The sequence below is a fragment of the Bradyrhizobium sp. MOS003 genome, from assembly GCF_003020125.1.
Classification (GTDB): Bacteria; Pseudomonadota; Alphaproteobacteria; order Rhizobiales; family Xanthobacteraceae; genus Bradyrhizobium.
In genome coordinates this window covers 307811-331873 of sequence record NZ_PYFW01000001.1, presented here as the reverse complement: position 1 = coordinate 331873, position 24063 = coordinate 307811, and the positions used below count along the sequence as shown (strand labels likewise).

The 24063-nt window shown below is 64.1% G+C and carries 24 protein-coding genes and 1 tRNA gene; 10 read left to right on the top strand and 15 right to left on the bottom strand.

Going from position 1 to position 24063, the window contains the following annotated elements; all coding sequences use genetic code 11:
- Positions 1-9 precede the first annotated feature (9 nt).
- The 3 genes from C7G42_RS01655 to C7G42_RS01640 all read left to right on the top strand — a co-directional run bounded on the left by C7G42_RS01655 (position 10) and on the right by C7G42_RS01640 (position 2171).
- A complete protein-coding gene (locus tag C7G42_RS01655) occupies positions 10-1092 on the top strand; it encodes a sn-glycerol-3-phosphate import ATP-binding protein UgpC (protein ID WP_106947366.1) in 1083 nt (360 codons plus the stop codon).
- Between the two features lie 330 nt (positions 1093-1422).
- Positions 1423-1848: an Hsp20 family protein gene (locus C7G42_RS01645; protein WP_028139463.1), complete on the top strand. Its 426-nt coding sequence runs from the start codon at positions 1423-1425 to the stop codon at positions 1846-1848.
- Positions 1849-1898: 50 nt separating this feature from the next.
- Complete coding sequence (locus C7G42_RS01640) at positions 1899-2171, top strand: BQ00720 family protein (protein WP_011083553.1); 273 nt, start codon at positions 1899-1901, stop codon at positions 2169-2171.
- A gap of 289 nt (positions 2172-2460) precedes the next feature.
- Here C7G42_RS01640 and ptsN read toward each other — a convergent pair whose 3' ends face one another.
- From ptsN to C7G42_RS01585, 10 genes are all read right to left on the bottom strand, one after another.
- The gene (gene ptsN, locus C7G42_RS01630) at positions 2461-2922 is read right to left on the bottom strand and encodes a PTS IIA-like nitrogen regulatory protein PtsN (protein ID WP_106947363.1); all 462 of its coding nucleotides are present in this window, start codon (positions 2920-2922) and stop codon (positions 2461-2463) included.
- 220 nt (positions 2923-3142) lie between these two features.
- A complete protein-coding gene (hpf, locus tag C7G42_RS01625) occupies positions 3143-3754 on the bottom strand; it encodes a ribosome hibernation-promoting factor, HPF/YfiA family (RefSeq protein WP_106947362.1) in 612 nt (203 codons plus the stop codon).
- An 81-nt stretch (positions 3755-3835) separates the two neighbouring features.
- The gene (gene rpoN / locus C7G42_RS01620) at positions 3836-5458 is read right to left on the bottom strand and encodes an RNA polymerase factor sigma-54 (protein WP_106947361.1); all 1623 of its coding nucleotides are present in this window, start codon (positions 5456-5458) and stop codon (positions 3836-3838) included.
- A gap of 90 nt (positions 5459-5548) precedes the next feature.
- The gene (gene lptB, locus C7G42_RS01615; protein WP_106947360.1) at positions 5549-6559 is read right to left on the bottom strand and encodes an LPS export ABC transporter ATP-binding protein; all 1011 of its coding nucleotides are present in this window, start codon (positions 6557-6559) and stop codon (positions 5549-5551) included.
- 223 nt (positions 6560-6782) lie between these two features.
- Positions 6783-7502, bottom strand: coding sequence for an LptA/OstA family protein (locus C7G42_RS01610; RefSeq protein WP_199580595.1), 720 nt, complete (start codon positions 7500-7502; stop codon positions 6783-6785).
- 5 nt (positions 7503-7507) lie between these two features.
- Positions 7508-8236 carry an LPS export ABC transporter periplasmic protein LptC gene (lptC, locus tag C7G42_RS01605; RefSeq protein ID WP_106947358.1) on the bottom strand — a complete coding sequence of 243 codons (729 nt, stop codon included), beginning with the start codon at positions 8234-8236 and terminating at the stop codon, positions 7508-7510.
- Positions 8237-8368: 132 nt separating this feature from the next.
- Positions 8369-8983, bottom strand: a complete 615-nt coding sequence (locus C7G42_RS01600; protein ID WP_106947357.1) for a ribonuclease D — start codon at positions 8981-8983, stop codon at positions 8369-8371.
- 105 nt (positions 8984-9088) lie between these two features.
- On the bottom strand, positions 9089-10414 hold the full coding sequence (locus tag C7G42_RS01595) for a UbiA family prenyltransferase (protein WP_106947356.1): 1326 nt from the start codon (positions 10412-10414) through the stop codon (positions 9089-9091).
- Between the two features lie 198 nt (positions 10415-10612).
- Positions 10613-11161 (bottom strand): hypothetical protein, encoded by a 549-nt coding sequence (locus C7G42_RS01590; RefSeq protein ID WP_245427485.1) that lies wholly within the window; start codon positions 11159-11161, stop codon positions 10613-10615.
- 20 nt (positions 11162-11181) lie between these two features.
- Positions 11182-12345, bottom strand: a complete 1164-nt coding sequence (locus C7G42_RS01585) for a YadA-like family protein (RefSeq protein WP_106948805.1) — start codon at positions 12343-12345, stop codon at positions 11182-11184.
- On the opposite strand from C7G42_RS01585, the gene C7G42_RS34705 reads away from it, so the two are divergent.
- From C7G42_RS34705 to C7G42_RS01570, 4 genes are all read left to right on the top strand, one after another.
- Positions 12344-12604, top strand: coding sequence for a hypothetical protein (locus tag C7G42_RS34705; protein WP_147250222.1), 261 nt, complete (start codon positions 12344-12346; stop codon positions 12602-12604). The two genes, C7G42_RS01585 and C7G42_RS34705, sit on opposite strands and share 2 nt — an antisense overlap.
- 510 nt (positions 12605-13114) lie before the next feature.
- On the top strand, positions 13115-14386 hold the full coding sequence (locus tag C7G42_RS01580) for an MFS transporter (protein WP_106947355.1): 1272 nt from the start codon (positions 13115-13117) through the stop codon (positions 14384-14386).
- An 83-nt stretch (positions 14387-14469) separates the two neighbouring features.
- Complete coding sequence (locus tag C7G42_RS01575) at positions 14470-14931, top strand: lysozyme inhibitor LprI family protein (protein ID WP_245427483.1); 462 nt, start codon at positions 14470-14472, stop codon at positions 14929-14931.
- Positions 14932-15354: 423 nt separating this feature from the next.
- The gene (locus C7G42_RS01570) at positions 15355-15714 is read left to right on the top strand and encodes a site-specific integrase (protein WP_349627518.1); all 360 of its coding nucleotides are present in this window, start codon (positions 15355-15357) and stop codon (positions 15712-15714) included.
- 575 nt (positions 15715-16289) lie between these two features.
- On the opposite strand, the gene C7G42_RS01565 is transcribed toward C7G42_RS01570, so the two are convergent.
- Both C7G42_RS01565 and C7G42_RS01560 read right to left on the bottom strand, forming a co-directional pair.
- Entirely contained in the window at positions 16290-17657 is a 1368-nt protein-coding gene (locus C7G42_RS01565; protein ID WP_245427481.1) for a site-specific integrase, read from the bottom strand.
- Between the two features lie 88 nt (positions 17658-17745).
- Positions 17746-17832 (bottom strand) — tRNA-Leu (locus C7G42_RS01560).
- Between the two features lie 151 nt (positions 17833-17983).
- Here C7G42_RS01560 and C7G42_RS01555 point away from each other — a divergent pair.
- Positions 17984-18949 carry a complex I NDUFA9 subunit family protein gene (locus C7G42_RS01555; RefSeq protein ID WP_106947353.1) on the top strand — a complete coding sequence of 322 codons (966 nt, stop codon included), beginning with the start codon at positions 17984-17986 and terminating at the stop codon, positions 18947-18949.
- A gap of 131 nt (positions 18950-19080) precedes the next feature.
- Here C7G42_RS01555 and C7G42_RS01550 read toward each other — a convergent pair whose 3' ends face one another.
- The 3 genes from C7G42_RS01550 to C7G42_RS01540 form a co-directional block, all read right to left on the bottom strand.
- A complete protein-coding gene (locus C7G42_RS01550) occupies positions 19081-19821 on the bottom strand; it encodes an SDR family oxidoreductase (protein WP_106947352.1) in 741 nt (246 codons plus the stop codon).
- A gap of 3 nt (positions 19822-19824) precedes the next feature.
- On the bottom strand, positions 19825-21150 hold the full coding sequence (locus C7G42_RS01545) for an FAD-binding oxidoreductase (protein ID WP_106947351.1): 1326 nt from the start codon (positions 21148-21150) through the stop codon (positions 19825-19827).
- A 97-nt stretch (positions 21151-21247) separates the two neighbouring features.
- On the bottom strand, positions 21248-22054 hold the full coding sequence (locus tag C7G42_RS01540; protein WP_106947350.1) for an undecaprenyl-diphosphate phosphatase: 807 nt from the start codon (positions 22052-22054) through the stop codon (positions 21248-21250).
- A gap of 169 nt (positions 22055-22223) precedes the next feature.
- Here C7G42_RS01540 and C7G42_RS01535 point away from each other — a divergent pair, with 169 nt between their 5' ends.
- The gene (locus C7G42_RS01535) at positions 22224-22916 is read left to right on the top strand and encodes a glutathione S-transferase family protein (protein ID WP_106947349.1); all 693 of its coding nucleotides are present in this window, start codon (positions 22224-22226) and stop codon (positions 22914-22916) included.
- Positions 22865-24046, top strand: coding sequence for a tRNA epoxyqueuosine(34) reductase QueG (gene queG, locus C7G42_RS01530; protein ID WP_106947348.1), 1182 nt, complete (start codon positions 22865-22867; stop codon positions 24044-24046). Before C7G42_RS01535 ends, queG begins: the two co-directional genes overlap by 52 nt.
- Positions 24047-24063: the final 17 nt, after the last annotated feature.

Sequence of the window (24063 nt, the reverse complement as noted above, 5' to 3'; positions counted from 1 at the left end):
CGAGTTTTCATGGCTAACGTCACCCTGCGCAACGTCCGCAAGACCTATCCCGGCGGCTTCGAAGCCATCAAGGGCGTCAACGTCGATGTCGGCGACGGACAGTTCTGCGTGCTGGTCGGGCCCTCCGGCTGCGGCAAGTCTACCTTGCTTCGCATGGTCGCAGGGCTCGAGACGATCACGAGCGGTGAGATCGACATCGGCGGCCGTGTCGTCAACCAGATCGAGCCCGCCGATCGCGACATCGCGATGGTGTTCCAGAACTACGCGCTCTATCCGCATATGAGCGTCTTCAACAACATGGCCTACGGCCTGCGCAACCGCGGCATGAAGGAGGCCGAGATCAAGTCCCGCGTCGACGAAGCCGCGCGCGTGCTCGAGCTCACCTCGATGCTGGATCGCAAGCCGCGCCAGCTTTCCGGCGGCCAGCGCCAGCGCGTCGCCATGGGCCGCGCCATCGTGCGCCAGCCGAAGGTGTTCCTGTTCGACGAGCCGCTCTCCAATCTCGACGCCAAGCTGCGCATCGCGATGCGCGTCGAGATCCGCAAATTGCAGCGCCGGCTCAACACCACGTCGATCTACGTCACCCATGACCAGTTAGAGGCGATGACCCTCGCCGACATTCTCGTCGTGATGAACGGCGGCCAGGTCGAGCAGGTCGGCAATCCCCTGGCGATCTACGAGAAGCCGGCGACCACCTTCGTCGCCTCCTTCATCGGTGCTCCCCCGATGAATTTGATGTCGACGCGCCCCGAGGAGATCAGATCGCAGCTCGGTGGCGCGGGCGAAGCCGGCATTCTCGGCATCCGCCCGGAAGATTTCGTCATCACCGACCAAACCCCGGCCGGCGGCGTCGCTTTGCCGCTGACCGTGGAGGCGATCGAGCGCGTCGGCGCCGAAACCTTCATCTATGGCTCGCGCGAGCCGGAAGAGCAGCGCGTTGCCGCCACGCCCGGCGAGCTGCCGCCCGGCGAGATCATCGTCCGCATTCCCGGAACCGAGGCCCCCGCGATCGGCGCGAAAATCCGCGTCGCAGCGCTGCGCAACAAGCTGCATCTGTTCAGCGGTGACGGCCGCACGCGGCTCGAAGCCTGAGGAGGGGTCCGAGGCTCCCAACTAAAAAATGCGAAAACAACCCCATGCACATTAGAAGGGGCTTTGTTTTCGTTGAGAGAATCCGCGACAGATTCGTCATGCCCGGGCTTGTCCCGGGCATCCACGTTGTCAGTGCAACGAGCAAGGTCGTGGATGGCCGGGACATGCCCGGCCATGTCGATCCGCGAGCAACTGACTGCGCGATGCGCCGATCCACAGCAGCCCGGCTACCTGCTTGAACCAACACGGGAACGTGCCCATATTGCTCATCAAGGGGTGCCACTACGGGCCCTGATGCACCAAAGTCGCTTTGCGAGGACTTTGTAAACTATGTCTCGTGTTCCTACGTTATCCAGTCCGTTCCTCCTGGGCTTCGACGAGATTGAGCGCGTGCTCGATCGCGTCGTCAAAGGCGCCGACGGCTACCCTCCCTACAATATCGAGAGGTGCGGCGGCGCGGACGGCCAGCCCGAGCGGTTGCGTATCACGCTGGCGGTCGCCGGATTCACGCGCGACCAACTCGATGTAACCATTGAGGAAAACCAGCTCGTGATCCGCGGGCGCCAGCAGGACGACAAGACCCGGCAATACATCCATCGCGGCATCGCCGCGCGCCACTTCCAGCGCACTTTCGTGCTGGCGGAGGGGATGCTGGTGCTGGGTGCGGATCTGAAGAACGGGTTGTTGTCGATCGATCTGGCCCGGCCTGAACCGGAGAGGATCGTTAAGACAATCGCTATCAATGAGCACGAATAATGGAACGAGTAGCGGACTCGACCGCTTAGTGTTCCAGAGGAGTCGAGACCATGAGTGAAGGTCACGTTGCGTTCGAATACGAAGCCAAGAATGTCTCGCCCGAGACGCTGGCAACCCTCGGCGAAGGCCATATCGCCTATGTGAAGCAGATCCGCTCGGAAGACGTGCCGGGCCTGTTTCCCGAAGCGCCGAAAATCGCGCCGGGCCTCAAGCTCTTCGCGCTCCACGCCGCCGACGGCACGCCGATCATGCTGACCGACAGCCGCGAAGCCGCGGTCGCCAACGCCTGGAGCAACGAGCTGCAAGCGGTGAGCGTGCACTGAATTAGCGCTTCGAACGGATAGAGTTTCAAGCGGGCACGCCTTCCTCCGAAGGCGTGCCCGTTTTCATTGGTGTGATGATGGCGCGACCTCGTCATTGCGAGGAGCACTTGCGACGAAGCAATCCAGAGTGCGTTCGCGGAGCTTTGGATTGCTTCGCTGCGCTCGCAATGACGGAGACTGAGGCGCGAACCACGCGACACCCTGCCCCGGCCCTGCAGCGCACCGCTGAAGAAGCGCTGCGTCCGGGGCACGAGAGTGAGCGAAGAAGCTCGCAGTCAGCGAGCGACGATTACGCCGCGGTCGCCGGCGGCAGCGCCAGCACCGAATAGATCGCCTGCGCGTCGCGCGAGGCGCGGAGCTTCTTGGCGATGTCCTGGTCGCGCAGGAGGCGGGCGATGCGGGCGAGCGCCTTGAGGTGATCGGCGCCGGCGCCTTCGGGGGCGAGCAGCAGGAAAACCAGATCGACCGGCTGGCCATCCATCGCCTCGAAATCGATCGGGCGGTCGAGCCGCGCGAACAGGCCGAAGATCTTCTCGAGCTTGGGGAGCTTGCCGTGAGGGATCGCGACGCCATAGCCGACCGCGGTGGTGCCGAGCTTCTCCCGCTGCAGCAGCACTTCGAACACCGAGCGCTCGTTCTGCCCGGTCAGTTCGGCGGCCCTGGCCGCGAGCTCCTGCAGGGCCTGCTTCTTGTTGTTGACCTTCAATGCCGGGAGAATCGCCTCGGGTGCGACCAGATCGGTAATCGGCATGGAGGGTTTCCGAGGTGAATTAAACCGTCAGGTTCCGAATTGGCCGGCTTGGAGAGACACCACGCCGGGCCGGCGCGAGAAGGTGAAGCAGGTGGGGGACTTAGCCCTGATCCTGATGTGGGGCGCTTCTACTCCAACGCAATCCCGGTGCCAACTCCCGCGTGCGGCTTTGCCACGGTCATTGTTAAGGCCTGGGGATCCTACGGGGCTCCAGTTTCGCCTAATTACCCACCTTGCCGTCCGGTTTCCCACCAGGCGGGTCGATCCAGCCGACATTGCCGTCAGCCCGCCGATAAATGATGTTCACCCGGCCGCTTGAGCCGTGTTGAAAGACCAGACAGGGCGCCCCGCTCAGGTCGAGTTCCATGACGGCCTCGCTGACCGACAGCGGCTTCAGCGAGGTGGTCGATTCGGCGATGATGACCGGGCTGTAGCCGGTGACCTCCTCCTCGTCCTCGCCTTCACCCGGCGCCTCCAGCACGTACGCCGTGGCGTCCATGGCGGCGAGCGCAGCGGAGGCGACATGGGCCTTGCGGGCCGACCGGTCCTTGAGACGGCTCTTGTAGCGCTTGAGGCGCTTCTCGATCATCACGAGAGCCATGTCGGCGCTGGCATAGGCATCCGGCGCGTTCGAATCGGCTTCCAGCGTGATGCCGGAATCCAGATGCAGCGCGCAGTCGGTGCGAAAACCGAAGCCGTCCTTGCTGAGCGTGATGTGGCCGGAGTAATTGCCGTCGAAATATTTGCGCAGGACCTCTTCAGTCCGGTCGGTCACGCGGCCGCGAAGGGCCTCGCCGACATTGACGCTCTTGCCCGAAATCCGAAGAGTCATGTGATGCCTCGCTTGGTTTGCTTGCCAAGATTGGATCGGTCGCGAATGGAAGGAGAGTAGCGCGATTTCGCGCCAGCGCAATCAGGCCGGTTCGGTGTTGCGGGAGCGATCGGACAATGCGGTCGAGAGAACGTTACCAAGAGCGCTCTGTTTGTCGCGGCGCCGTTGCACCGAGGAAGGAATGCGCATGGCTTCGCGGTACTTCGCGACCGTGCGGCGGGCAATATCAATGCCCGAGGCGCGCAAGCGTTCCACGATGGTATCGTCCGACAGGATCGCCGCGGGCTCCTCCGAATCGATCAGCTGCTTGATGTGGTGACGCACGGCTTCCGCGGAATGCGCCTCGCCGCCGTCGGCCGACGCGATCGACGCCGTGAAGAAATATTTCAGCTCGAAGGTGCCGCGATTGGTCGCCATGTATTTGTTGGCGGTGACGCGCGACACCGTGGATTCGTGCATCTGGATGGCGTCGGCAACGGCCTTCAGATTGAGCGGCCTCAGATGCGCCACGCCGTGAGTGAAGAAGCCGTCCTGCTGGCGCACGATCTCGGTTGCGACTTTCAGGATGGTGCGGGCGCGCTGATCGAGCGCGCGCACCAGCCAGGTCGCGTTCTGCAGCGCATCGGTGAAGTAGGACTTGTCGCCGTCCTTGCCGATCTTCTTCGACAGCTGGGAATAGTAGGTCTGGTTGACCAGCACGCGCGGCAAGGTGTCGCTGTTGAGCTCGACGTGCCAGCCGCCGTCGGGACCCGGGCGGACATAGACGTCCGGCACCATGGTCTGCAGACGCGCCGAGCCGAACTTCATGCCGGGCTTGGGATTGAGGCGGCGGATCTCGCCGATCATGTCGGCGATGTCCTCGTCGTCGACACCGCAGACCTTGCGCAAGCCTGCGATGTCGCGCTTGGCCAGGAGATCGAGATGCTCGACCAGGGCCTGCATCGCGGGATCGTAGCGGTCGAGCTCGCGGAGCTGGATCGCCAGGCATTCGCTCAAATTGCGCGCGCAGACGCCGGGCGGGTCGAATTTTTGCAGCACGGCAAGGACGCCGTCGACGTCGGCTTGCGTCGCGCCGAGACGCTCGGCAGCCTGGCCGAGATCGCCCGGCAGATAGCCGGCCTCATCGACGAGGTCGATGAGGTACTGGCCGATCATGCGCTGGGCAGGGCCGGTGAAGGCCACCGAGAGCTGCTCGGCGAGATGGTCGCCGAGCGTTGTCTCGGCTGCGACAAAGGCTTCGAGATTGTAGTCTTCGTCACCCGAGGCGCCGCCGCCCCACTCCGTATAGGTGGTCGGCGCGGCGTCCTGGGCGTTGCGCGCCGCGGCCTCGGCCGGCTCCTCGGAGAAGACATTGTCCAGGCCCGTGTCCAGGGTCTGCTCGATCTCGGCCCGGGTGCCGAGATCCTTGCTCATCCATTCTTCCTGGCCCGGCTCGAACGCCTCGCCCGGACCGCCGCCCGGTTCGTCGCTGTGGCTGCCACCGAAATCGTCGTTATCGCCGTACTGGCCGGCCTCGGCCGGGGCCTCCCCCACGGGGGCCTCGTCGTTGGCCCGCTCCAGAAGGGGGTTCCGCTCGAGTTCCTCTTCCACGAAGGTCGTGAGATCGAGATTGGACAATTGCAGCAGCTTGATCGCCTGCATCAGCTGCGGCGTCATGACCAGCGACTGCGATTGACGGAACTCTAATCTCTGCGTGAGCGCCATGAAGCAAGAACCGTTCCCAAAAATTGGTCCGATTTTTGCTTATCCTAGTCCGAGACCGATGTACACGCCTTGACGAAACCCAAAAACGGGCTAGAGGCGGAATTCCTCGCCAAGGTAAAGGCGGCGCACGTCCGGATCGGCGACGATCTCATCCGGGCTCCCCTCGGTCAAGATTTCACCGGCATAAACGATGTAGGCGCGATCGGTAAGGCCGAGCGTCTCGCGGACATTGTGGTCGGTGATGAGAACGCCGATGCCGCGATTGGTGAGATGGCGGACCAGATCCTGGATGTCGCCGACCGCGATCGGGTCGATGCCCGCGAAGGGCTCGTCGAGCAGCATGTAGTTCGGACGCGTTGCCAGCGCACGTGCGATCTCGACGCGGCGGCGCTCGCCGCCTGACAGCGCTATCGACGGCGATTTGCGCAGCCGCGTGATGTTGAACTCGTCGAGCAGCGAATCGAGCTGCTGCTCGCGCTTCTTGCGCGAGGGTTCCACCACTTCGAGCACGGCGCGAATGTTCTGCTCGACGGTGAGGCCGCGGAAGATCGAGGCTTCCTGCGGAAGATAGCCGATACCGAGCCGCGCGCGCTGATACATCGGCAGCTTGGTGACGTCGTGGCCGTCGAGCTCGATGGCGCCGCGATCGGCCTTGATCAGGCCGGTGATCATGTAGAACACGGTCGTTTTGCCGGCGCCGTTCGGACCGAGCAGGCCGACCGCTTCGCCGCGGCGCACATAGATGCTGACGCCGCGCACCACCTGGCGGCTGCCGAAGGACTTTTCCACGCTATGCACAGCCAGGAAGCCCGGCCGCTTCAGGAGCTGCGGCCCGCCGGCGCCATTCGACTTGGCGGCGGCCCTGACGGGGTGAACCGCCGGCTGACGCGGCGTGTCGGCCTGATAATCGTCTCGATAGTCGCCCTGGAACTGGTCGGGCGCATGAACCGCCTGGTCCCGGGCCATCGGCGGCGTATCCCGGATCGGGCTAGGCACCAGCCCGCCGACGCCGTCACCGAGTGCGGTGATGTCCTGGCGCGCAAATCCTGGCCGGCCGCGCTTGGCGGGGCGCCGACGGAACATGCTGAAGAGATCGACCATCCCCGCCTTCTAAGCCTTTCGCGACGATCCCGCGCGAATTCGCGCGATCCGCCGCACCGGCCATTCGATTCGCCGATGCAGCATGAGTGAAGGGATGTCTCATGCCCAGTGAAACACGCCCGAAAAGCGGCGGACCCCGCTTCGAAAGCCCTGCGCGCTAGATACAGTCTCACCGGCCAAGCTTCAACCTCGGTTCGGGAGCACCCGAACCAAGTCGTTGAATTCATTTCGGTTTACTTGCGCCAGGCAATTGCAGGGCTGGGCCTGCGCCAGCGCCGCCCTGCGTTCCGCATTTGCTGTTCTGGTCGAACAAGCCGCGTACCTTACCGCTGTCCGATTCCACCCGTGAGACGCCGGTGGTCATGTCGACCACCAATCGGTCTCCTTGCAGCACGTTCTTGCACTGGGTCAGGACGACCTGACCGGAACCGCCGAGCATGGTGATGAGATTGGTCTTGGTGTCAAACACAGCGGTGTCGCCGGTCACCACCTGGTCCTTCTGGGTGACCACGACATTGCCGCGCGCCTCCAGCCGCTTGATCGAGGAACTGCCGCCGGGACCCGGCTGCGCCGACTGTATCGGCGCGCCCTTGGTCGCCTCCTTTGTCCCCTTGGCCGCAGGTTGGGGCGTGGCGGGCTTGTCGCCGCCGGACTCGTAGAACACCACCAGCGTCTTCGAGGTCATGGTGGTGTCGCCCTGGATGACCTTCACATTGCCGGCGAAGGTCGCCTCCTTCTTCTTGTCGCGCATCTCGAGCGAGGCGGCTTCGATCTGGATCGGCTGATCGCGGTTCTGCGAGAAGCCCTGCATCGCGTTGGGGACGCCTTGCATCGTGCTCTGCGCAAGGACGGCGCCGGTTGCAGCAAGCGCGACAGTGGCGGCGAGTGCCGCCGCACTGACGATGACATTGCGCGTGTGTTTGCGCGGAAAAAACCTGATCATGAAAATCACTTTGAATTGGCAGATTTGTTCTTTGACTTGGCCGACGGCGCCGCCGGTGCGGGCTCGACCGGCGCAGGCTGCGCGGCGGCGGGATCATCCAGCTTGTCCAGATGCATCACCACATTGCCCTCGAAGCGGATGACGTCGCCGCCTTCCGTAATGCGCAGCTTGTCCGCGGTCAGCGTGCCGTTGGTCAGCTTGACGTCGACGCGCTCGTCCGAAGAGACCGTGCCCTTGCCCATGTCCACGAACGCCGAGTTCAGCCGCGCCTCGTAGCCAGTCGAGGTGCGCAGGAAGATGTCCTTGCGCAAATCGAGCTGCTGCTTCTTGTTGTCGAAGCGGCCGGTGCGGGCATCGAGAAACAAGGTCGACTGGTCCTCCATCAGCACTTTGGCGCGCAGGTCGTTGAGATCGACATGGTCGGGATCGGTGACGTCCTGCGTTGCAGTCTTGGCCCAGAGCTCGTAGGGCCGCTGGTCTGGGGTGAAGCCGGAAAGATGCGGCGATTCCATCGTGATCTTGGTGCCCGATACCACCATGTTCTCGACGGTGAGCGGCAGCTCCGGAATCCTGAACTTGTTGAAGAACGCGATGTAGATGATCACGGCCATGGCCACGATCACCGTCGCCGGGACCGAGACCCGCAGCATCCGCACCAGGCGGCTGTGGCGCGCCGCGCTGGCAAACTTCGCCGCAAGCGCGGCGTCGTAGGTGGGATTGTGGGCCGAATTCACCTGAGCTCCGGGGTGCCTGCTAAGCCTGTTCGGGTCGACGGTGCATTGTACCCGGCGCCAGCAAGATATGCAGCTGGCGACAGGCCGTTACGAAAGTGTCCGAAACGGGGCGGCAACTCCCTCCAGATAGGCTCAGGAGTGCGCGAAAATGTCCTCCTCCTCCCATCCCTGGAGGTCGAGCAGGGCGCGGGTCGGCAGGAAGTCGAAACAGGCTTTGGCCAGCGCGGTGCGCCCCTCCCGCACCAGCATGGCATCAAGCCGCTCGCGCAGGGCATGCAGGTGCAGCACATCGGAAGCGGCATAAGCGAGCTGCGGCTCGGTCAGGCTGTCGGAACCCCAATCGCTGGACTGCTGCTGCTTGGAGAGATCGACATTGAGTACCTCACGCACGAGGTCTTTCAGGCCGTGGCGGTCGGTGTAGGTGCGGACCAGGCGCGAGGCGATCTTGGTGCAATAAATCGGGCCGGTCATGACGCCGAAGGTCTGGTACAGCACGGCGACGTCGAACCGCGCGAAGTGGAAGATCTTGGTGATGGCGGGATTGGCCAGAAGGGCCTTCAGGTTCGGCGCGTCGGTGTGGCCCTTGGGGATCTGCACCACGTCTGCGCTGCCGTCGCCGGGCGAGAGCTGCACCACGCAGAGCCGGTCGCGGTGCGGGTTCAGCCCCATGGTCTCGGTGTCGATCGCCACCGCTCCGGTGTAGCGGGACAGGTCGGGCAGGTCGCCGCGATGCAGGCGTACGGTCATGGCGTTTCAAAACCTCGGGTCGAATCGGTTACGTCGTCACAATTGCGAATTCGGATTGCCCGCGATGTAGCCATTGCCGGCGGGCCGCGCAAGCACGCGCTTCGCTCAGATCGCCGCCAGCATGATGCAGATCATCGCCGCAACCGCAATGCGGCTGGGGCCGTCGCGGAAAGCGTAGAGAATCGGATCATCGGGCATCTCGCGGCGATGCGCCATCATCAGGGCGCGGCCGAACCAGTACAGCAGCAGCGGAGTGAGCAGCCACAGCATCCAGGGACGGCCGTAGAGCGGCGTCACCGCGGACGAGGAGACGTAGAGCGAGAACACGGTCACCGCATTCATCGCGCTCGCCGCCGCCATCGCGGCGATGATTTGCAGGTCGGTGACGCGATAGTCGCGGTTGGAGGGATCGGCAAGGCCGGCGCTCTCGCGCATGCTGAGCTCGCTGAAGCGCTTGATCAGCGCGAGCGAGGTGAACACGAACAGCGAGAAGATCAAAAGCCATTCCGACAGCACGACGCCGACGCCGACCGCGCCGGCGACGATGCGAAGCGTGTAGAGACCGGCGAGCGTGACGATGTCGACCAGCATCTTGCGCTTGAGCACGAGCGAATAGGCGATGGTGGTGGCGAGATAGGCGCCGAGCACGCCGAGGAACAAGGGCGAAATGCAGAGGGAGGCTGCGACCGCGAACAGCCACAGCGCGGGGATTACTGTCAGCGCCGAGGATATCGGCAGATCTCCGGCCGCGAGCGCGCGATGCCGCTTGGTCGGATGCTGCCGGTCGGCGGCGAGATCCAGCAGGTCGTTCATCAGATAGGCGCCGGACGCACAGGCCGAGAACGCCAGGAACGCCAGCAGCGCGGAGCCGAAGCTGGCAATATTTAACTGATGCGCGGTGATGACAGGCACGAACACCAGCGTGTTCTTGGCGTATTGATAGACGCGTAGCGCCTTGGCCCAGGTCCCGAGGCTCGCGCGGCCGCGACTGCGCGCGGAAATGCGCGCGATGACGCCGCGATTGAACGGCAGGTTTTCACCTGCAGCCAGATCGGCCGGCGCGACCACGCCGTCAAAGCCGAGATGCGCGGCGATACCGGCAGCATGATCGGCAAAACGGTCGGCGACCAGGTAGACTTTCTCGCCGCGCGCCCGCGCCGCCAGCGCCTGGTTCAGCACGCCGGGATCATAGGGCAGATGGGCGTAGTCGATCTCGGCGCGCGCCAGGATATCGGTGAGCGCCGCCATACCCGGGCGTCCGCCGGCGCCGAAACGGGCCAGCATGCGGCCGGGACTGGAGAACAGCGCCTCCATCAGCAGCTCAGATCGCAGCAGTCCGCCTTCGAGATCGATGACGAGCGTCCGCGCGGCTGCCGCCGTTGGCAACGGCTCGGGCACGCCAGGATCATACTGCCGGGCAGGCTGCTCCATCCGAAAACGCTCTGACTTGCCGCGAACTGACCGGCATCCGGCCGGGGAGCAGGGAAATGGACGGTGAGGACACTAGGGGAGCATTCGCTAAGGGCGGCTTAATCGGGGCTACCGGAAACACCGGGAACAGGGTCGGGAGCGGTCGCCGGCCCCGGCGAAAACCGAAGACTTATCAATTGGATCTAGTCAAGCAGCCGCTCACGGCGCCTTCTTCTGCGCGGGCGCGCCCGGCTTCACCGGCGTCACCTGGGCTTGCGGCTGGGCGGATGCAGCTTCCGGGGTGGCGATGCCGATCGCGAACAGACGCCATTGCCCGGCCACGGTCTGAAACGTGAGATCGAACCGGATCTGCTGTGGCCGGGTCGGAATGTACCCTGCAAGGCGCAGCATTCCCTGCTGGTCGAGCGCGGGCGCGTCGCTGAATTGAGGCGCCAGCAATGCCGCTCCGTAGAGATCGAAATTGCGGCGGCGCAGGTCGAGAAAATTCAGCCCGAGATCGGCAGCGGTGTTGCGCGCCTGGAAGTCGGGCGCAGCGAGGTCGCGCAGAACGGTGTAATTGCCGGTGCGGTTGGCATCGTTGAGCGTGAGCAGCGTCGAGCGGATCAGATAGAGCGCCTGCTCCAGCGTGACAGGCAGCGGCGGCTGCGCGGGGGCCGCGGCCGGCGCGGGCGTCTTCTGCTGCGCCATCGCCCCGTCAATTCCGCAACACAGCGCCAGTGCCATCACGGCTCGCGCGATCAATCGCATCGGATTGTCAAAGCCCGCCATCACCAGCCGACGCGCATTCCGACGCGGCCGCCCAATCCGCCGCCGTTGGTGCCGTAGGTCAGGCCGCCGCTGGCCTGCACATGCTCGCTGACGCGCAGCGCCGCACTCATCGAGAGCGCATTGGTGTTCTGGAACGTCCCCCAGTTCATGCTCATCGCGATCTTTTCGGACGGCATCAGCCACGGCGAGCCGGACATCGCAAAGGCCATCGCGACACCGTTGATCGCCTTGCCGGCTCTGCCGTCGATCTCGTTGAGACGGGCATTGATGCCGGCGAGCTGGCTGTTGATGCCCGCGACATCCGCGGGGCTCGCAAAGCCGAGCGCGCTGAGCGAGGTGGAGGCGAGATTGCCTGCGGCGTCCGTGGTGACGAGTTGCACCGGCCCGGACTGCGCGGCCGTGCTCGCGGCCGAGGTGACGCCTGTCATCGTGTAGGTATTGCTCGCGGTGCCATAGACCTGCTGGTTGGCGCGTGTCGCGGTGGCGCCATTGCCGATCGCGGTGGCGTTGGCGAAGGTTGCGGAGGCGCCATTGCCGAAGGCCGACGAATTCGCGCCGGTGGCGTTGGAGCCGTTGCCCACCGCGGTGTTCGCAACACCGTTTCCGCTCGCATTGGCGCCGTTGCCGACTGCAATGTTGAAGCTGCCGGTCCCACTGGCATTGGATTGCGTGCCGTTCGCGATATTCCTCGAATTGGCGCCGTTGGCATTCGCCAGATAGCCGGCCGCCGCGTTGGAGCTGTTGGCGCCAAATGCGATGGCGGCGTTGCCGGTGGCGACGTTATTGCTTCCGGACCCGCTCGCGTTGGTATTCACGCCGGTCGCGATATTGAAGCTGTTGTCGCCGGTCGCGTTGGAGTTGGGGCCGGTCGCGATGTTGCCGCTGCCGTTGCCGAAGGCGTTGGCGTTGGTCCCCGTCGCGGTGTTGGCGCTGGCGTCGCCGTAAGCCCTGGCGACAAACCCGCTTGCGAGATTTCTGCTGTTGTTGCCGGAGGCATTGGAACTGCGCCCGGTCGCAACGTTCCTGCTGTTGTCGCCGTTGGCCAGGGCGGTGAGCCCGGACGCGAGATTACCGCTGTTGTTGCCGCTGGCGTTGGCTCCGGCGCCGGCCGCGATATTGTTGCTATTGTCACCGCTGGCTTGCGCGTTGTTTCCGGACGCCATGTTTTTGCTGCCTTCACCGCTGGCGATGGCTCCCGCTCCGGTCGCGCTGTTGAAGCTGTTGTTGCCGCTGGCGTTGGCATTGTTTCCCGACGCACCATTGGAGCTGCTATCGCCGCTGGCGTTGGCGCCGGCCCCCACAGCGGAGTTGTTGCTGCCGTTGCCGGCAGCGGAAGCGGACGGTCCGCAGGCAAAATTGCTCGCTGATCCCGCCGCCGTGGCGCCTTGCTCAGACGCGGCGCCATCCACGCACACGAACTGAGCCCGGGCTTGCGGCGCGCCGGCACAGGCCGCGATCATGGCAATGAGCGCTGTTGCAAGAAAAGCGGTTGCTGGCGCCCGCGGTGAAATCGTCATGTTCGGTCCCCACCCGTCTTCCAAACTCGCAACCCGCAAGACGAGGAAGAATGGGGACCGCCGTCACTTCCAGCCCCGATTCACGTCCAGCCGCTGCCACGCCAATGCGATTGACGTTTGGCAACTCTCAAAGCATGCGGCCCGTGGTTTTGGGAAGACGCGCGATGCACGAAAGCCTGCGCGGCCTATCGTCCTCCCATATTCATGGGGGCCGCCCGGTGTCCCCGCTTCTCAGTCCGCGCAACTGTTTCGCGAGGAGACGGGTGGGTCCGCCGGATGCCCGGCTGTTGCATGGAACCCACAACGGCGCACGAACTGCCCGTTTCGGCGGAACCTGTGGCACGCGCCACGTGGAAATCCGTCGTGCCCACCCCATCTTCCGGTTTCTCTCCCCGCCACCCACGAATCGAGATTCATGACCGAACAGACGCTCGCCGCGCCGATCGACGACCCATCACAACGCCAGCGCGGTTTCTCGCGCTACCAGGCGCTTCTGATCGCCCTGCTCGCGTTCACGCAGTTCACGATCATCCTCGACTTCATCATCATGTCGCCGCTTGGCGCCATCCTGATGCCCGCGCTCGACATCACGGCCACCCAATTCGGCGTCGCGGTGTCGGCCTACGCCTTCAGCGCCGGACTGTCGGGCATCCTCGCCGCCGGCTTTGCCGATCGCTTCGACCGCAAGCGCCTGCTGTTGTTCTTCTATGTCGGCTTCACGCTCGGCACCATGCTGTGCGCGGCGGCACCGAACTATCACGTGCTGCTGATGGGCCGGATCGTGACCGGATTGTTCGGCGGCGTGATCGGCGCCGTGGTGCTGGCGATCGTCACCGATTTGTTCGCGCTGCATTTGCGCGGCCGCGTGATGGGATTCATCCAGACCGCGTTCGCCGCGAGCCAGGTGCTCGGCATTCCCGCCGGACTGTTCCTCGCCAATCACTGGAGCTGGCATGTCTGCTTCATCGCGATCGTGATCGTGTCGATCGCAGCGATCGTCATCATCGCCTTCGCAATGGAGCCGGTCGACGCGCATCTGAAGCTGAAGCAGGACAAAAACCCGTTCCACCATCTGGTCGCGACGCTCGCACAGCCGCGCTACACGCTGGCCTTCTTCGTCACGACGCTGCTGGCGACCGGCGGCTACATGCTGATGCCGTTCTCGAGCGCCTTCACCGTGCACAATCTCGGCATCGACATCACGCATCTGCCGACGATCTATCTGGTCTCCGGCCTGTTCAGCATCGTCACAGGGCCGCTGGTCGGCCGGGCCAGCGATGCGTTCGGCAAATATCCGACCTTCGTGTTCGGATGCGCGATGACCGTCGTCATGGTGCTGATCTACACCCATCTCGGCCATGTCTCGCTCGCGACCGCGATCCTCGTCAACGTGCTGATGTTCGTCGGCATCTTCTCGCGCATGATCCCGTCGCAGGCGCTGATGTCGGCAATCCCCGATCCCGACCAGCGCGGCTCCTTCAGCGCGGTCAGCGCCTCGCTGCAACAGCTCTCCGGCGGGCTCGGCTCGGTGCTCGCCGGCGCGATCATCGCGCAAGCGCCCGACGGCTGGCTGCTCCATTTCGACCGGATCGGCTACGTCGTCGTCGCGACGACGATCGTCACGCTGGTCGCGATGTATTTCGTACAGAAGGCGGTGGCGGAGCGGGCGGGGAAAAGCGTGGTGTGATGTGAACCAACGCTGGGCCTTCGATGACCAAAGTTGGATGCGCCGAACGGAGATTTCCAATGAAGCTCAAACTTGCCGCCGCGATGCTCGCCGCAAGCCTCCCGCTCGCATCGATGGCTTTCGCCCAAGGCGCCGCGCCAGCCGACCTTGCAGTGATCGATGCCTGCCTGAAGACCGCGGAGAAGACCGGTGGCTTCGGCGGCGCGTGCGTCGGGCTCGTCGCCGACCCCTGCATCAAAGCGGCAGAGGGCGCGAATGACGATGTCGCCAAGTGGAAGGCTTGCGCGGCGCGCGAACTCGCCGTTTGGACGCAGAAAACCAGTGAGGCGCTCAAAAAGGTTCAGGCCGGCGGGTTCGCCGACGTGATCAAGGCAGCCAATGACTCGCAGAAAACTTTCGCCGCGTCGCGCGATCGCCTCTGCGCGGCCTTCGACCAGATCGACCCCGGCATGTACCAGGGTGGCGCGAGCTACTGCCGCCTGCGCGAGACCGCGAATCGCTCGCTGAGCCTGATCAAGCTCGGCGCTGCGGTCAACGAGCACTGAGACCTCTCAGGCTCTTGCGGTCATCAGCTTTGCCCGACCTTTTCCCACATAGCGACGACGGCTTCGGCTGCGAGCGCGGTGGACGTCGTTCATCGCTCACTTGGTATCATGAACTCCGGAATCTGGATCAAGACGCGCCGGTTCATTCCGCAGCGAGACAGGACATCGGCGGGTGTTCGCAGCCATGTGGCGAGAGGAGTCGACCCGAAGAGCGATGTAGGCCATTCGGTACGCCATGAGCACCGTGCCTCGGTTTTATGTACCGGTCAGCAGCTCAAATTCCCTGCAAAAGCGATTTCAATCGCTTGAGTAGGAGATGGTGCCCAGGAAAGGATTGCCAAAGCCCGACCGACTCTCTTTGATTCTAAAGGGGAATTTCGGTTCAGCAAAGAGCTTGTTACACAGTCTCGTTTCAGGCAATTCATGGGTTGGATCGCATGCTGCCGTGCTCCTAGAGGTTGCGCTAAGATACTAAGCGAGGAGCTGAATTATCTGTTCATCGATCCCAAGGCCGGTGAGCTAGGGGTGCGCAACGCGGTGAAGACGGTGCGAAATAAGGTCAATGAGTTTGTTCGCGAGGTGGTGAAGGACAAGAACGTTGATCCTAGCCACGGCTGGCGCCATCGCTTCAAGACGGTGGGCATTGATCAAGGCGTCGAGATGCGCGTGCTGGACGCCATACAGGGGCATGCGCCGCGCAGTGTCTCGGAGGGCTACGGAGATGTGACCATCAAGGCTAAGGCGAATGCTATTGCGAGGTTCCCGGCACTCGACGTCGCCTAAGCCACCGTAAGCCGACAAAACCCTTCGGTCCTGCAAGGTCTTTAAGGCCAGAAGCGGTATCTGACACGTGGATGGAAAGAGGCACCAATTGATGTGGCCTTACTCTCGGCGGCGATCACCTTCGGCATTCTGTGCCAGCTTTATCCACTCGCCGGCCAGCGCAACCACGCCTCTTTGTCGAGCGGGTTACAGTAGGCAGTGTCATAGCTTTGCATTCCCAAGAAGCGGCTTGGTGCCAACTATATCAGCAAGGCGCCAACTGGAATGAATAGCGCCCCCGAAAGGAGAGCGGCCGGCCCTATGTCGATTCTGTAGCACGGGCTTTCGACGCGAGCCCGGTCAACATTTCTTCAGGGGTCCCAAAACTGAGATGTGACCTCGTGGCGGCGGGTTATTGCTTTCCCCCCGGTGCCCTCCCTCAATTTCCAGGCCGACTGGACCTGCGGCGCCTCGCCAGCGGGGCGCACCTCTATGACTGCGGCAATGGATTGCCGAGCTTCAGAAGCAAGTCACCGCAGAAGTCGGCAAAGTGGGCGCCTTAGAAAAGCGAATCAAGGCGCTGGCTGATCCCTCGGTTAGCCGCCCTTCGACTTCTCATAGAACTCCAAGAAGCCTTCCTCGGTGATCTGCCGATGGAGCACGACATCACGCGCCTCATCAGTCTTCACCGGCCCCGCCTCAGGCGTGACATGCAGCACCCAGAGCTTGCCTTCGCGCCGCAGGTCCTCCTTGCGAATTTGGATCATCTCGCCCACGCGGGCACCCGTGAAAGCACATAGCCACGGCACCCACCGCTTTGCCGCCGCCAGCTTCGGGGCCTCCCGGCCCGGCACGAACTCGCGAGCGTGCCTCAGGATGGCGATAGCCTCCGAATCATAGAACCCCTTGGGCCGGAGCTTGCGCGGCTTGCCGACCTTGATGGTGATCCCTTCGGCCGGATTGCTGGGCAGCCTACGATTGACCACCGCCCACCCGAACAGTGTCTTCAGGCCCGCGAGATCGCTGTCCTTCACGGTCTTCGGGCTAACGCCGCTCTGCACGCGATAATCCTTGAAGCAAACGATGTCCTCCGGTGTCACTCGGCTCGCGGTGTCATGCTTCAGGAATGTCACAAGACGCGCCATCGAGTTGCGATAGCTCTCATAGGTGCTCTGCTTGCGCCCTGCCAGCTTGGCTTCCTTCCACCAGTCCTCGACCAACCCGGTGAGGGAGTTCTTGGAGGCGCCCCGCTTTGGCTTTTCCTTCAGTGCCCTTTCAGGCGCCTGCCAGTCCGGGAAGCGGGCGGCCTTGAGGTCCGGCGCATAGTCCCCTCCCGCATTGCGCTGACGGCTCATGAAAGCGTCCCGCAACGCCATCCAAAAAGCGACCAGCAACATGGCGCGCGTTTCGCTGTCCACGCGGCGAATGCCCTTGGTCAGCAAGAGGCGATCCACGATAGGGCCAAGCGGCTTTTCCAAGTGCTTGGGGTCGCCATCCTTGCCGACCTTCTCCCACATCGCCACGACGGCCGCCCATTGAGCTTCTTGCTCGTCCTGACTGTCGGTGTCTGGCGCCCAGCCAACTCCGGGCGTGTGCACCATGGCGACACTCCGGGCGCGGCTCTCGCTGTCCGCCCAAACGCGATAGAGTTCGCCCGCCAAGGCCGTCGCCTGTCGGTGGCTCAGATGCACAGGGGCATCATTGCGGAGCGCTGCCCAGACGGATTCCAGATAGGCCGCCGCGAGCGCCTGACGGGTCTTGATCTCGCTGGGGTCTGTGGTGCGAAGGGAGAACCGGACTGCCTGAGCGCCCTCGCGAAGCGTCACAAAAACGAAGCTATCACCGAGCGGAATCGCCAGTTCGAAACCGACTGCTTTGCGTCGGACATCAGCCGGAATGCGCTGCACGAAAAGAGGAAAGCGAGACCCGTCCCGGCGCATCGGCCGAACAACCCTGAACAGCAATGTTACACCCCATTGTTACACAGTCGGGGCCAACGCAACACTCTGAAAGGGCTTATCTATCTGGATTTGTTTGCGATCCAGAAAAGCATGGTGCCCAGGAAAGGACTCGAACCTTCACGGCCGTTAAGCCACTGGCACCTGAAGCCAGCGCGTCTACCAATTCCACCACCTGGGCATGCCGTTTAGGGCACGGAGGCGGTTACTAAGGTTCAGTGACGCTGTTGTCAAATCATGAGTAGGGATGCGGATTGCGCATCGCAAACCGGCCCGATACAAGCCTGATAACACGCGCTCGTCCCCCAGGAATGGACCCAGGATCAGATCCCATGGCATCGAATTCGGAAACTCTCGTCACGGTTTTCGGCGGATCGGGGTTTTTGGGCCGGAATGTGGTCCGCGCGCTGTGCCGGCGGGATTACCGGGTCCGGGCCGCCGTGCGGCGGCCGGAACTGGCCGGATACCTCCAGCCCTCTGGCAAAGTCGGGCAGGTCCACACCGTGCAGGCCAATTTGCGCTATCCGGCCTCGGTCGAGGCGGCGGTGCGTGATTCGGATGTGGTGATCAATCTCGTGGGCATCCTCGCCGAGGGTGGCGCGCAGAGCTTCGACGCCGTCCAGGCCAAGGGCGCCGAGACCGTCGCCAAGGCGGCCGCGGCCGTTGGCGCCCGGATGGTGCATGTTTCGGCGATTGGCGCCGATGCGGAATCGCCCTCGCTCTACGCCAAGGCCAAGGCGGCCGGCGAGGCGGCGGTGCTGGCCGCGGTGCCGTCGGCCACGATCTTCCGTCCCTCCGTGATTTTCGGCCCCGAGGACCAGTTCACCAACCGCTTTGCCGCGCTGGCCCGGATGTCGCCGGTGCTGCCGCTGATCGGCGGCGAGACCAGGATGCAGCCGGTCTATGTCGGCGACGTCGCCACCGCGATCGCGGAGGCCGTCGACGGCAAGGCCAAGGCGGGCGCGACCTACGAGCTCGGCGGCGCGGAAGTGCTGACCATGCGCGAGATCATCGAGGCCATCCTCGAGATTACCGACCGCGAGCGGATGCTGATCCCGCTGCCGTTCGGCCTCGCCCGCTTCAAGGCCGCCTTCCTGCAATTCGCGCCGGGCGCGTTCAAGCTGACGCCGGACCAGGTCACGCTGCTCGAGCGCGACAACGTCGTGTCGGATGCGGCGAAGGCCGCCGGCCTCACGCTGGAAGGGCTCGGCATCGCCCCCGATTCGCTGGAAGCGATCGCCCCGCAATATCTCTGGCGTTTCCGCCCCCAGGGCCAGTTCCAGCGCAAGAGCGCGTAGGGCTCACTCTCTCCGTCGTCATGGCCGGGCTTGACCCGGCCATCCACGTCTCTGCTAAACGCGGATGCCAAGAACGTGGATGCCCGGCACAAGGCCGGGCATGACGAGACTGTGTGCAAGCCGCAAGAACCTCAAAACTTCAGCTTCTTGAACACTGCCTCAGGCAACACCTTGATGATCAGCATCACGAGGCGCCATTTGCCGCTGACATAGACCACGTCGGTCTTGTCCTCGACCGCGCGGAGAATGGCATCGCCGACCACCGGCGCCTCGACGGTGAGCGGGCCGATCAGCTTCATGCCTTCCGTCATCCGGGTGCGGACGAACCCGGGCTTGACGGTGACGACATGCACGCCGCCGCGGCTGGCGCGGGCGCGCAGGCCGGAGAGGAAAGCGGAGAAGCCGGCCTTGGCCGAGCCATAGACATAGTTCGAGGCGCGGCCGCGATCGCCGGCAACGGACGACACGCCGACGATCGTGCCGCTGCCGCGCGCGAGAAACTTCTCCGCGAACAGGCCGAGGATCAGCGCGGGCCCTTCGTAGTTCGAGCGCATGATCGCTGTGGCATGGACGAGGTCGCTCTCGGCATCCGCCTGCACGCCGAGGAGGCCGACGATCGAGACGACGATGTCGGGCAGCGCGGGAAGAGCTCCGACAAAGCTTTCGAACGCGGCGGTGTCGAGCACATCGAATTTGTGGAGGCCGACTTCGACATTGTAACGCGCGCGCAGATCGGCGGCATCTGGCTCCAGCGCGGCGACGTCGCGGCCGGCGAGGGCAACATCGTATCCTGCTTTGGCAAAGGCGCGCGCCGCGGCGCGGCCGATGTCGGAGGAGCCGCCGAGCACCAATACGGATTTGCGTGACGTCACGGCCTAGACCTCATCGAATAGACGCTGTGAAAGTTTCGATCGGATGTTGCCGGCGGGATCGAGCGATTTGCGGATCGCGTTGAAACGCTGCAGGGCAGGATAGCCGGCCTCGAAGGTCGCGCGCGACTGGCGGGCGTCTTTCGCCAGATACAGCCGGCCGCCGGCGGCGACGACGAGGGGATCGATCTCGTCGAGGAAATTCAGGATGTCGCCCTTCACCGGGAAATCCAGCGCCAGGGTGTAGCCGGGCAGCGGGAACGACAGGATGCCGTCGCCCTGGCCGAGCTTCTTGAGCACGGCGAGGAAGGAGGCGTCGCCGCGCCGCGCGACCCGATCGAGGATCTCGCCGAGCACGGCGCGCGCGCCGGCTTGCGGGATCACGCATTGATGCTGGAGGAAGCCGCGCTTGCCGTAGATGCGATTCCAGTCACTGACGCTGTCGAGCGGAAAGAAATACGGATAGAGCGAGACCACATGGCTGCCGCCGGCGCGGCGCGCGCCCATGCGGTAATAGAGCTCGTTGAAGGCGCGGACACTGATGCGGTTCAATGCGATCGACGGCAGGTCGAGCGGCAAGCTGAGGCGGGAGTCCTTGCCGACCGGAAATGCATCGGCCCCTTCCGCCAATTCCCCTTTATCCGCATGCTCGCCGAGATAGACCAGCGAGCGGCCCAGATCGCGGCCGCGTGCCACGCAGTCGATCCAGGCCACCGAATAGGTCGCGGCGTCGCCCGCCTCGAGTGCGCGCATCGCGGCATCGAGATCGGACGCGGAGATCACCCGCTCGCGGATCCAGCCCGTCTCGACCCGCCGCAGCCGCATCGTCGCTTCGAGGATGATGCCGGTCAGGCCCATGCCGCCGACCGTCGCGAAGAAGGCGTCGGAATTCTCATCGCGCGAGGCCTCGATGACCTCGCCCTGTCCGGTGCGCAGCAGGATGCTGTCGACGTAGCGGCCGAAGCCGCCCTCGGAATGATGGTTCTTGCCGTGCACGTCGGCCGCAATGGCGCCCCCGATCGAGACGAAGCGCGTGCCCGGCACGACGAAGGGCAGGAAGCCGCGCGGGCCGAAGGTGTCGATCAGGTCCGACAGCAGAACGCCGGCTTCGAGACGGATGCGACCGGTTGCCGGATCGAACGACCTGACCCGGTCGAAGCCGGTCATCGTCACGGTCCGCGTGGCGCCGATCGCGGCATCGCCATAGGCGCGGCCGTTGCCGCGCGCGACGCTGCCGGCCGAGACGGCTTCGCCGACCGCCGCGAACGAGCGCGGGCGCAGCACATCGCTATCGACGACCGGGAAACGGCCCCAGCCGCTGACGAGGGTCATGGCTCAGCTCCTGTGCCGGACGCGCGCCGCCCGGCGTTGGAACTGACTACCGATCAAAAGCTTACATTGCGTTGAGAGCGTGAGCGAGTTTTCGAAGTTACCGCCCCAACGCCAGCGCGATCAGGCCGAGCGTGCCGACGATGACGCGCCACCAGGCGAACACCACGAAGCCGTGCCGGGTGACGTATTCCAGGAACGTCTTGACCACGATGATCGCGGTGATGAACGACACCACGAAACCGATCGCGACGATGCCCATGTGGTCCATCGTCATCTCGGAGCGGTTCTTGTAGAAGTCGTAGGCGAACGCGCCGATCATGGTGGGGATGGCGAGGAAGAACGAGAACTCCGCCGCCGCGCGCTTGTCGGCGCCGAGGAACATCGCCGCGACGATGCTGGCGCCGGAACGCGACACGCCGGGGATCATCGCGAGGCACTGCGCGATGCCGATATAGAGATACATCAGCAGCGGAAACCTGGTGGCATCATGCTCGCGCGGCTTGAGGTCGAGCTTGTCGACCCAGAGTAGAATGGCGCCGCCGACGATCAGGGTGAAGCAGACGACCCAGGGATTGAACAGCACGCTCTTGATGTATTTGCCGGCGACGAGGCCGACGATGACGGCGGGCAAAAACGCCACCAGCACGCCGACCACGAAGCGGCGCGAATAGGTGTCGCCGGTGAAGAAGCCGATCACGACGTCCCAGAGCTTCTTGAAGTACAGCCCGACGATCGCGAGGATCGCGCCGAGCTGGATCAGAACCGTAAATGAATCCCAGAAGGCACCTTCGCCGAGATGAAAGAAGCGTTCCGCGAGCAGCAAATGGCCGGTCGAGGACACGGGAAGGAACTCGGTCACACCCTCGATGATGCCGAGGATCACTGCCCGTATTGCGTCTGACATATTTACGGTCCATTTGGGCTGGAAAAGCGGGGCTCTTCTCGCCTATTCGCCCCCATGCCGCAATCGCAAAATGCGAAATCACGCCCTTGCCTCGCGGTTTTGAAGGACTAGTGTGGCGCCGCACAAACATTGATGGAATCTTAAGCACCATCACATAGTCAAAGGCTTCATGTTTACGCTGTTTCATCATCCGTTCTGTCCGCATTCGCGTTTCATCCGCCTGATCGCGGGCGAATACGGGCTCGACCTCAAGCTGGTCGAAGAGCGCAGCTGGGAGCGGCGCGAGGCGTTTCTGTTGCTCAACGCGGCAGGCACGACCCCTGTGATGGTGGATGACGAGCAGCCACCGATCCCGGGCGCTGCGATCATCGCCGAATATGTCGACGAGGCCTATGGCGCCGAGATGGGGCCCAAGCGCCTGATGCCGGAGACGATCTCCGAGCGCGTCGAGGTCCGCCGGCTGATGGCCTGGTTCAACGAAAAGTTCTTCGAGGAGGTCTCGCATCCTCTCGTCACCGAGCGCATCTACAAGCGTTTCATGAGCGAGGAGAATGGCGGCGGGCCGCCCTCGGCCGACGTGATGCGCGCCGCCAAGGCCAATGTGCGCTATCATCTGGCCTATATCGGCTGGCTGGCGCAGACGCGAAACTTCCTGGCCGGCGACCGGATCACCTACGCGGATCTCGCCGCCGCGGCGCATCTCTCGGCGATCGACTATCTGGGCGACGTGCCATGGAGCGAGGACGACGCAGCAAAGGCGTGGTACGCGCGGGTGAAATCCCGCCCGTCGTTCCGTCCGCTGCTGAGCGAATGGCTGGCCGGCGTGCCGGCGTCACGGACCTACGTGGACCTGGATTTCTGAACTCCGATCCGGCTGAACTGAAGGCGGCGCTCACGCGCGAGGCGCGGGCGCTCGGCTTCGACTGCATCGGCATCACCGCGCCGGGCACGATCGAGAGCGCCGGAAAGTATTTCCTCGAATTCATCGCGTCGGGCGGCCATGGCGACATGGATTGGCTGGCCGCGCAGCCGGAGCGTCGCGTCGATCCGCGCGGCCTGTGGAGCGATGTGCGCAGCGTGATCATGCTCGGCGTCAATTACGGCCCCGATTCCGATCCGCTCGCAATTCTCGAGCAGCGCACGCGCGCGGCGATCTCGGTCTATGCGCGGGGCGACGACTATCACGACGTCATCAAGAAGCGGCTGAAGGCGCTGGCGCGCTGGCTGGTCGCAACCGCGCCGTCGGACGTCAAGGTGTTCGTCGACACCGCCGCGGTGATGGAGAAGCCGCTGGCGCAGACCGCGGGTCTCGGCTGGCAGGGCAAGCATACCAATCTCGTCTCGCGCGAATTCGGCTCGTGGCTGTTTCTCGGCGCGATCTACACCACGCTGGATTTGCCGCGTGACGATGCCGAGATCGATCATTGCGGCTCGTGCCAAGCCTGTCTCGACATTTGCCCGACGTCGGCATTTCCCGCGCCCTACAAGCTCGATGCGCGGCGCTGCATTTCCTATCTCACCATCGAGAACAAGGGACCGATCCCACACGAATTCCGCAAAGCGATCGGCAATCGCATTTACGGCTGCGACGATTGCCTCGCGGCGTGCCCCTGGAACAAGTTCGCGCAGGAGGGACGCGAGGCCAAGCTTGCCGCACGCGACGAGCTGCGCGCGCCTGATCTTGCCGAACTCGCACGCCTCGACGACGCCGCGTTCCGCGCGCTGTTCACGAAGTCGCCGGTCAAGCGCATCGGCCGCGACCGCTTCTTGCGGAACGTGCTGATTGCGATCGGCAACTCCGGTGACATGGGACTAGCGGTGGAGGCGCGGCGATTGCTCGACGACGCAAGTCCGCTGGTGCGCGGCGCTGCGGTGTGGGCGCTGCGGCAGTTGGTGTCGCGAGAGGAGTTCGTGGCGATCAAGACGAACGCCGCCGCGAGCGAGCGCGACGAGAGTGTTCGTGAGGAGTGGCAGGCCGCTTCCTGGACTTGATTTCCCCGCGCGTTCCC

Coding starts and splice junctions, on each gene's coding strand:
- C7G42_RS01655 (WP_106947366.1), top strand. CDS start 10: ATGGCTAACGTCACCCTGCGCAACGTCCGCAAGACCTATCCCGGCGGC.
- C7G42_RS01645 (WP_028139463.1), top strand. CDS start 1,423: ATGTCTCGTGTTCCTACGTTATCCAGTCCGTTCCTCCTGGGCTTCGAC.
- C7G42_RS01640 (WP_011083553.1), top strand. CDS start 1,899: ATGAGTGAAGGTCACGTTGCGTTCGAATACGAAGCCAAGAATGTCTCG.
- ptsN (WP_106947363.1), bottom strand. CDS start 2,922: ATGCCGATTACCGATCTGGTCGCACCCGAGGCGATTCTCCCGGCATTG.
- hpf (WP_106947362.1), bottom strand. CDS start 3,754: ATGACTCTTCGGATTTCGGGCAAGAGCGTCAATGTCGGCGAGGCCCTT.
- rpoN (WP_106947361.1), bottom strand. CDS start 5,458: ATGGCGCTCACGCAGAGATTAGAGTTCCGTCAATCGCAGTCGCTGGTC.
- lptB (WP_106947360.1), bottom strand. CDS start 6,559: ATGGTCGATCTCTTCAGCATGTTCCGTCGGCGCCCCGCCAAGCGCGGC.
- C7G42_RS01610 (WP_199580595.1), bottom strand. CDS start 7,502: ATGATCAGGTTTTTTCCGCGCAAACACACGCGCAATGTCATCGTCAGT.
- C7G42_RS01600 (WP_106947357.1), bottom strand. CDS start 8,983: ATGACCGTACGCCTGCATCGCGGCGACCTGCCCGACCTGTCCCGCTAC.
- C7G42_RS01595 (WP_106947356.1), bottom strand. CDS start 10,414: ATGGAGCAGCCTGCCCGGCAGTATGATCCTGGCGTGCCCGAGCCGTTG.
- C7G42_RS01590 (WP_245427485.1), bottom strand. CDS start 11,161: ATGCGATTGATCGCGCGAGCCGTGATGGCACTGGCGCTGTGTTGCGGA.
- C7G42_RS34705 (WP_147250222.1), top strand. CDS start 12,344: ATGTTTTTGCTGCCTTCACCGCTGGCGATGGCTCCCGCTCCGGTCGCG.
- C7G42_RS01585 (WP_106948805.1), bottom strand. CDS start 12,345: ATGGCGTCCGGAAACAACGCGCAAGCCAGCGGTGACAATAGCAACAAT.
- C7G42_RS01580 (WP_106947355.1), top strand. CDS start 13,115: ATGACCGAACAGACGCTCGCCGCGCCGATCGACGACCCATCACAACGC.
- C7G42_RS01575 (WP_245427483.1), top strand. CDS start 14,470: ATGCTCGCCGCAAGCCTCCCGCTCGCATCGATGGCTTTCGCCCAAGGC.
- C7G42_RS01570 (WP_349627518.1), top strand. CDS start 15,355: ATGGGTTGGATCGCATGCTGCCGTGCTCCTAGAGGTTGCGCTAAGATA.
- C7G42_RS01555 (WP_106947353.1), top strand. CDS start 17,984: ATGGCATCGAATTCGGAAACTCTCGTCACGGTTTTCGGCGGATCGGGG.
- C7G42_RS01545 (WP_106947351.1), bottom strand. CDS start 21,150: ATGACCCTCGTCAGCGGCTGGGGCCGTTTCCCGGTCGTCGATAGCGAT.
- C7G42_RS01540 (WP_106947350.1), bottom strand. CDS start 22,054: ATGTCAGACGCAATACGGGCAGTGATCCTCGGCATCATCGAGGGTGTG.
- C7G42_RS01535 (WP_106947349.1), top strand. CDS start 22,224: ATGTTTACGCTGTTTCATCATCCGTTCTGTCCGCATTCGCGTTTCATC.
- queG (WP_106947348.1), top strand. CDS start 22,865: ATGGCTGGCCGGCGTGCCGGCGTCACGGACCTACGTGGACCTGGATTT.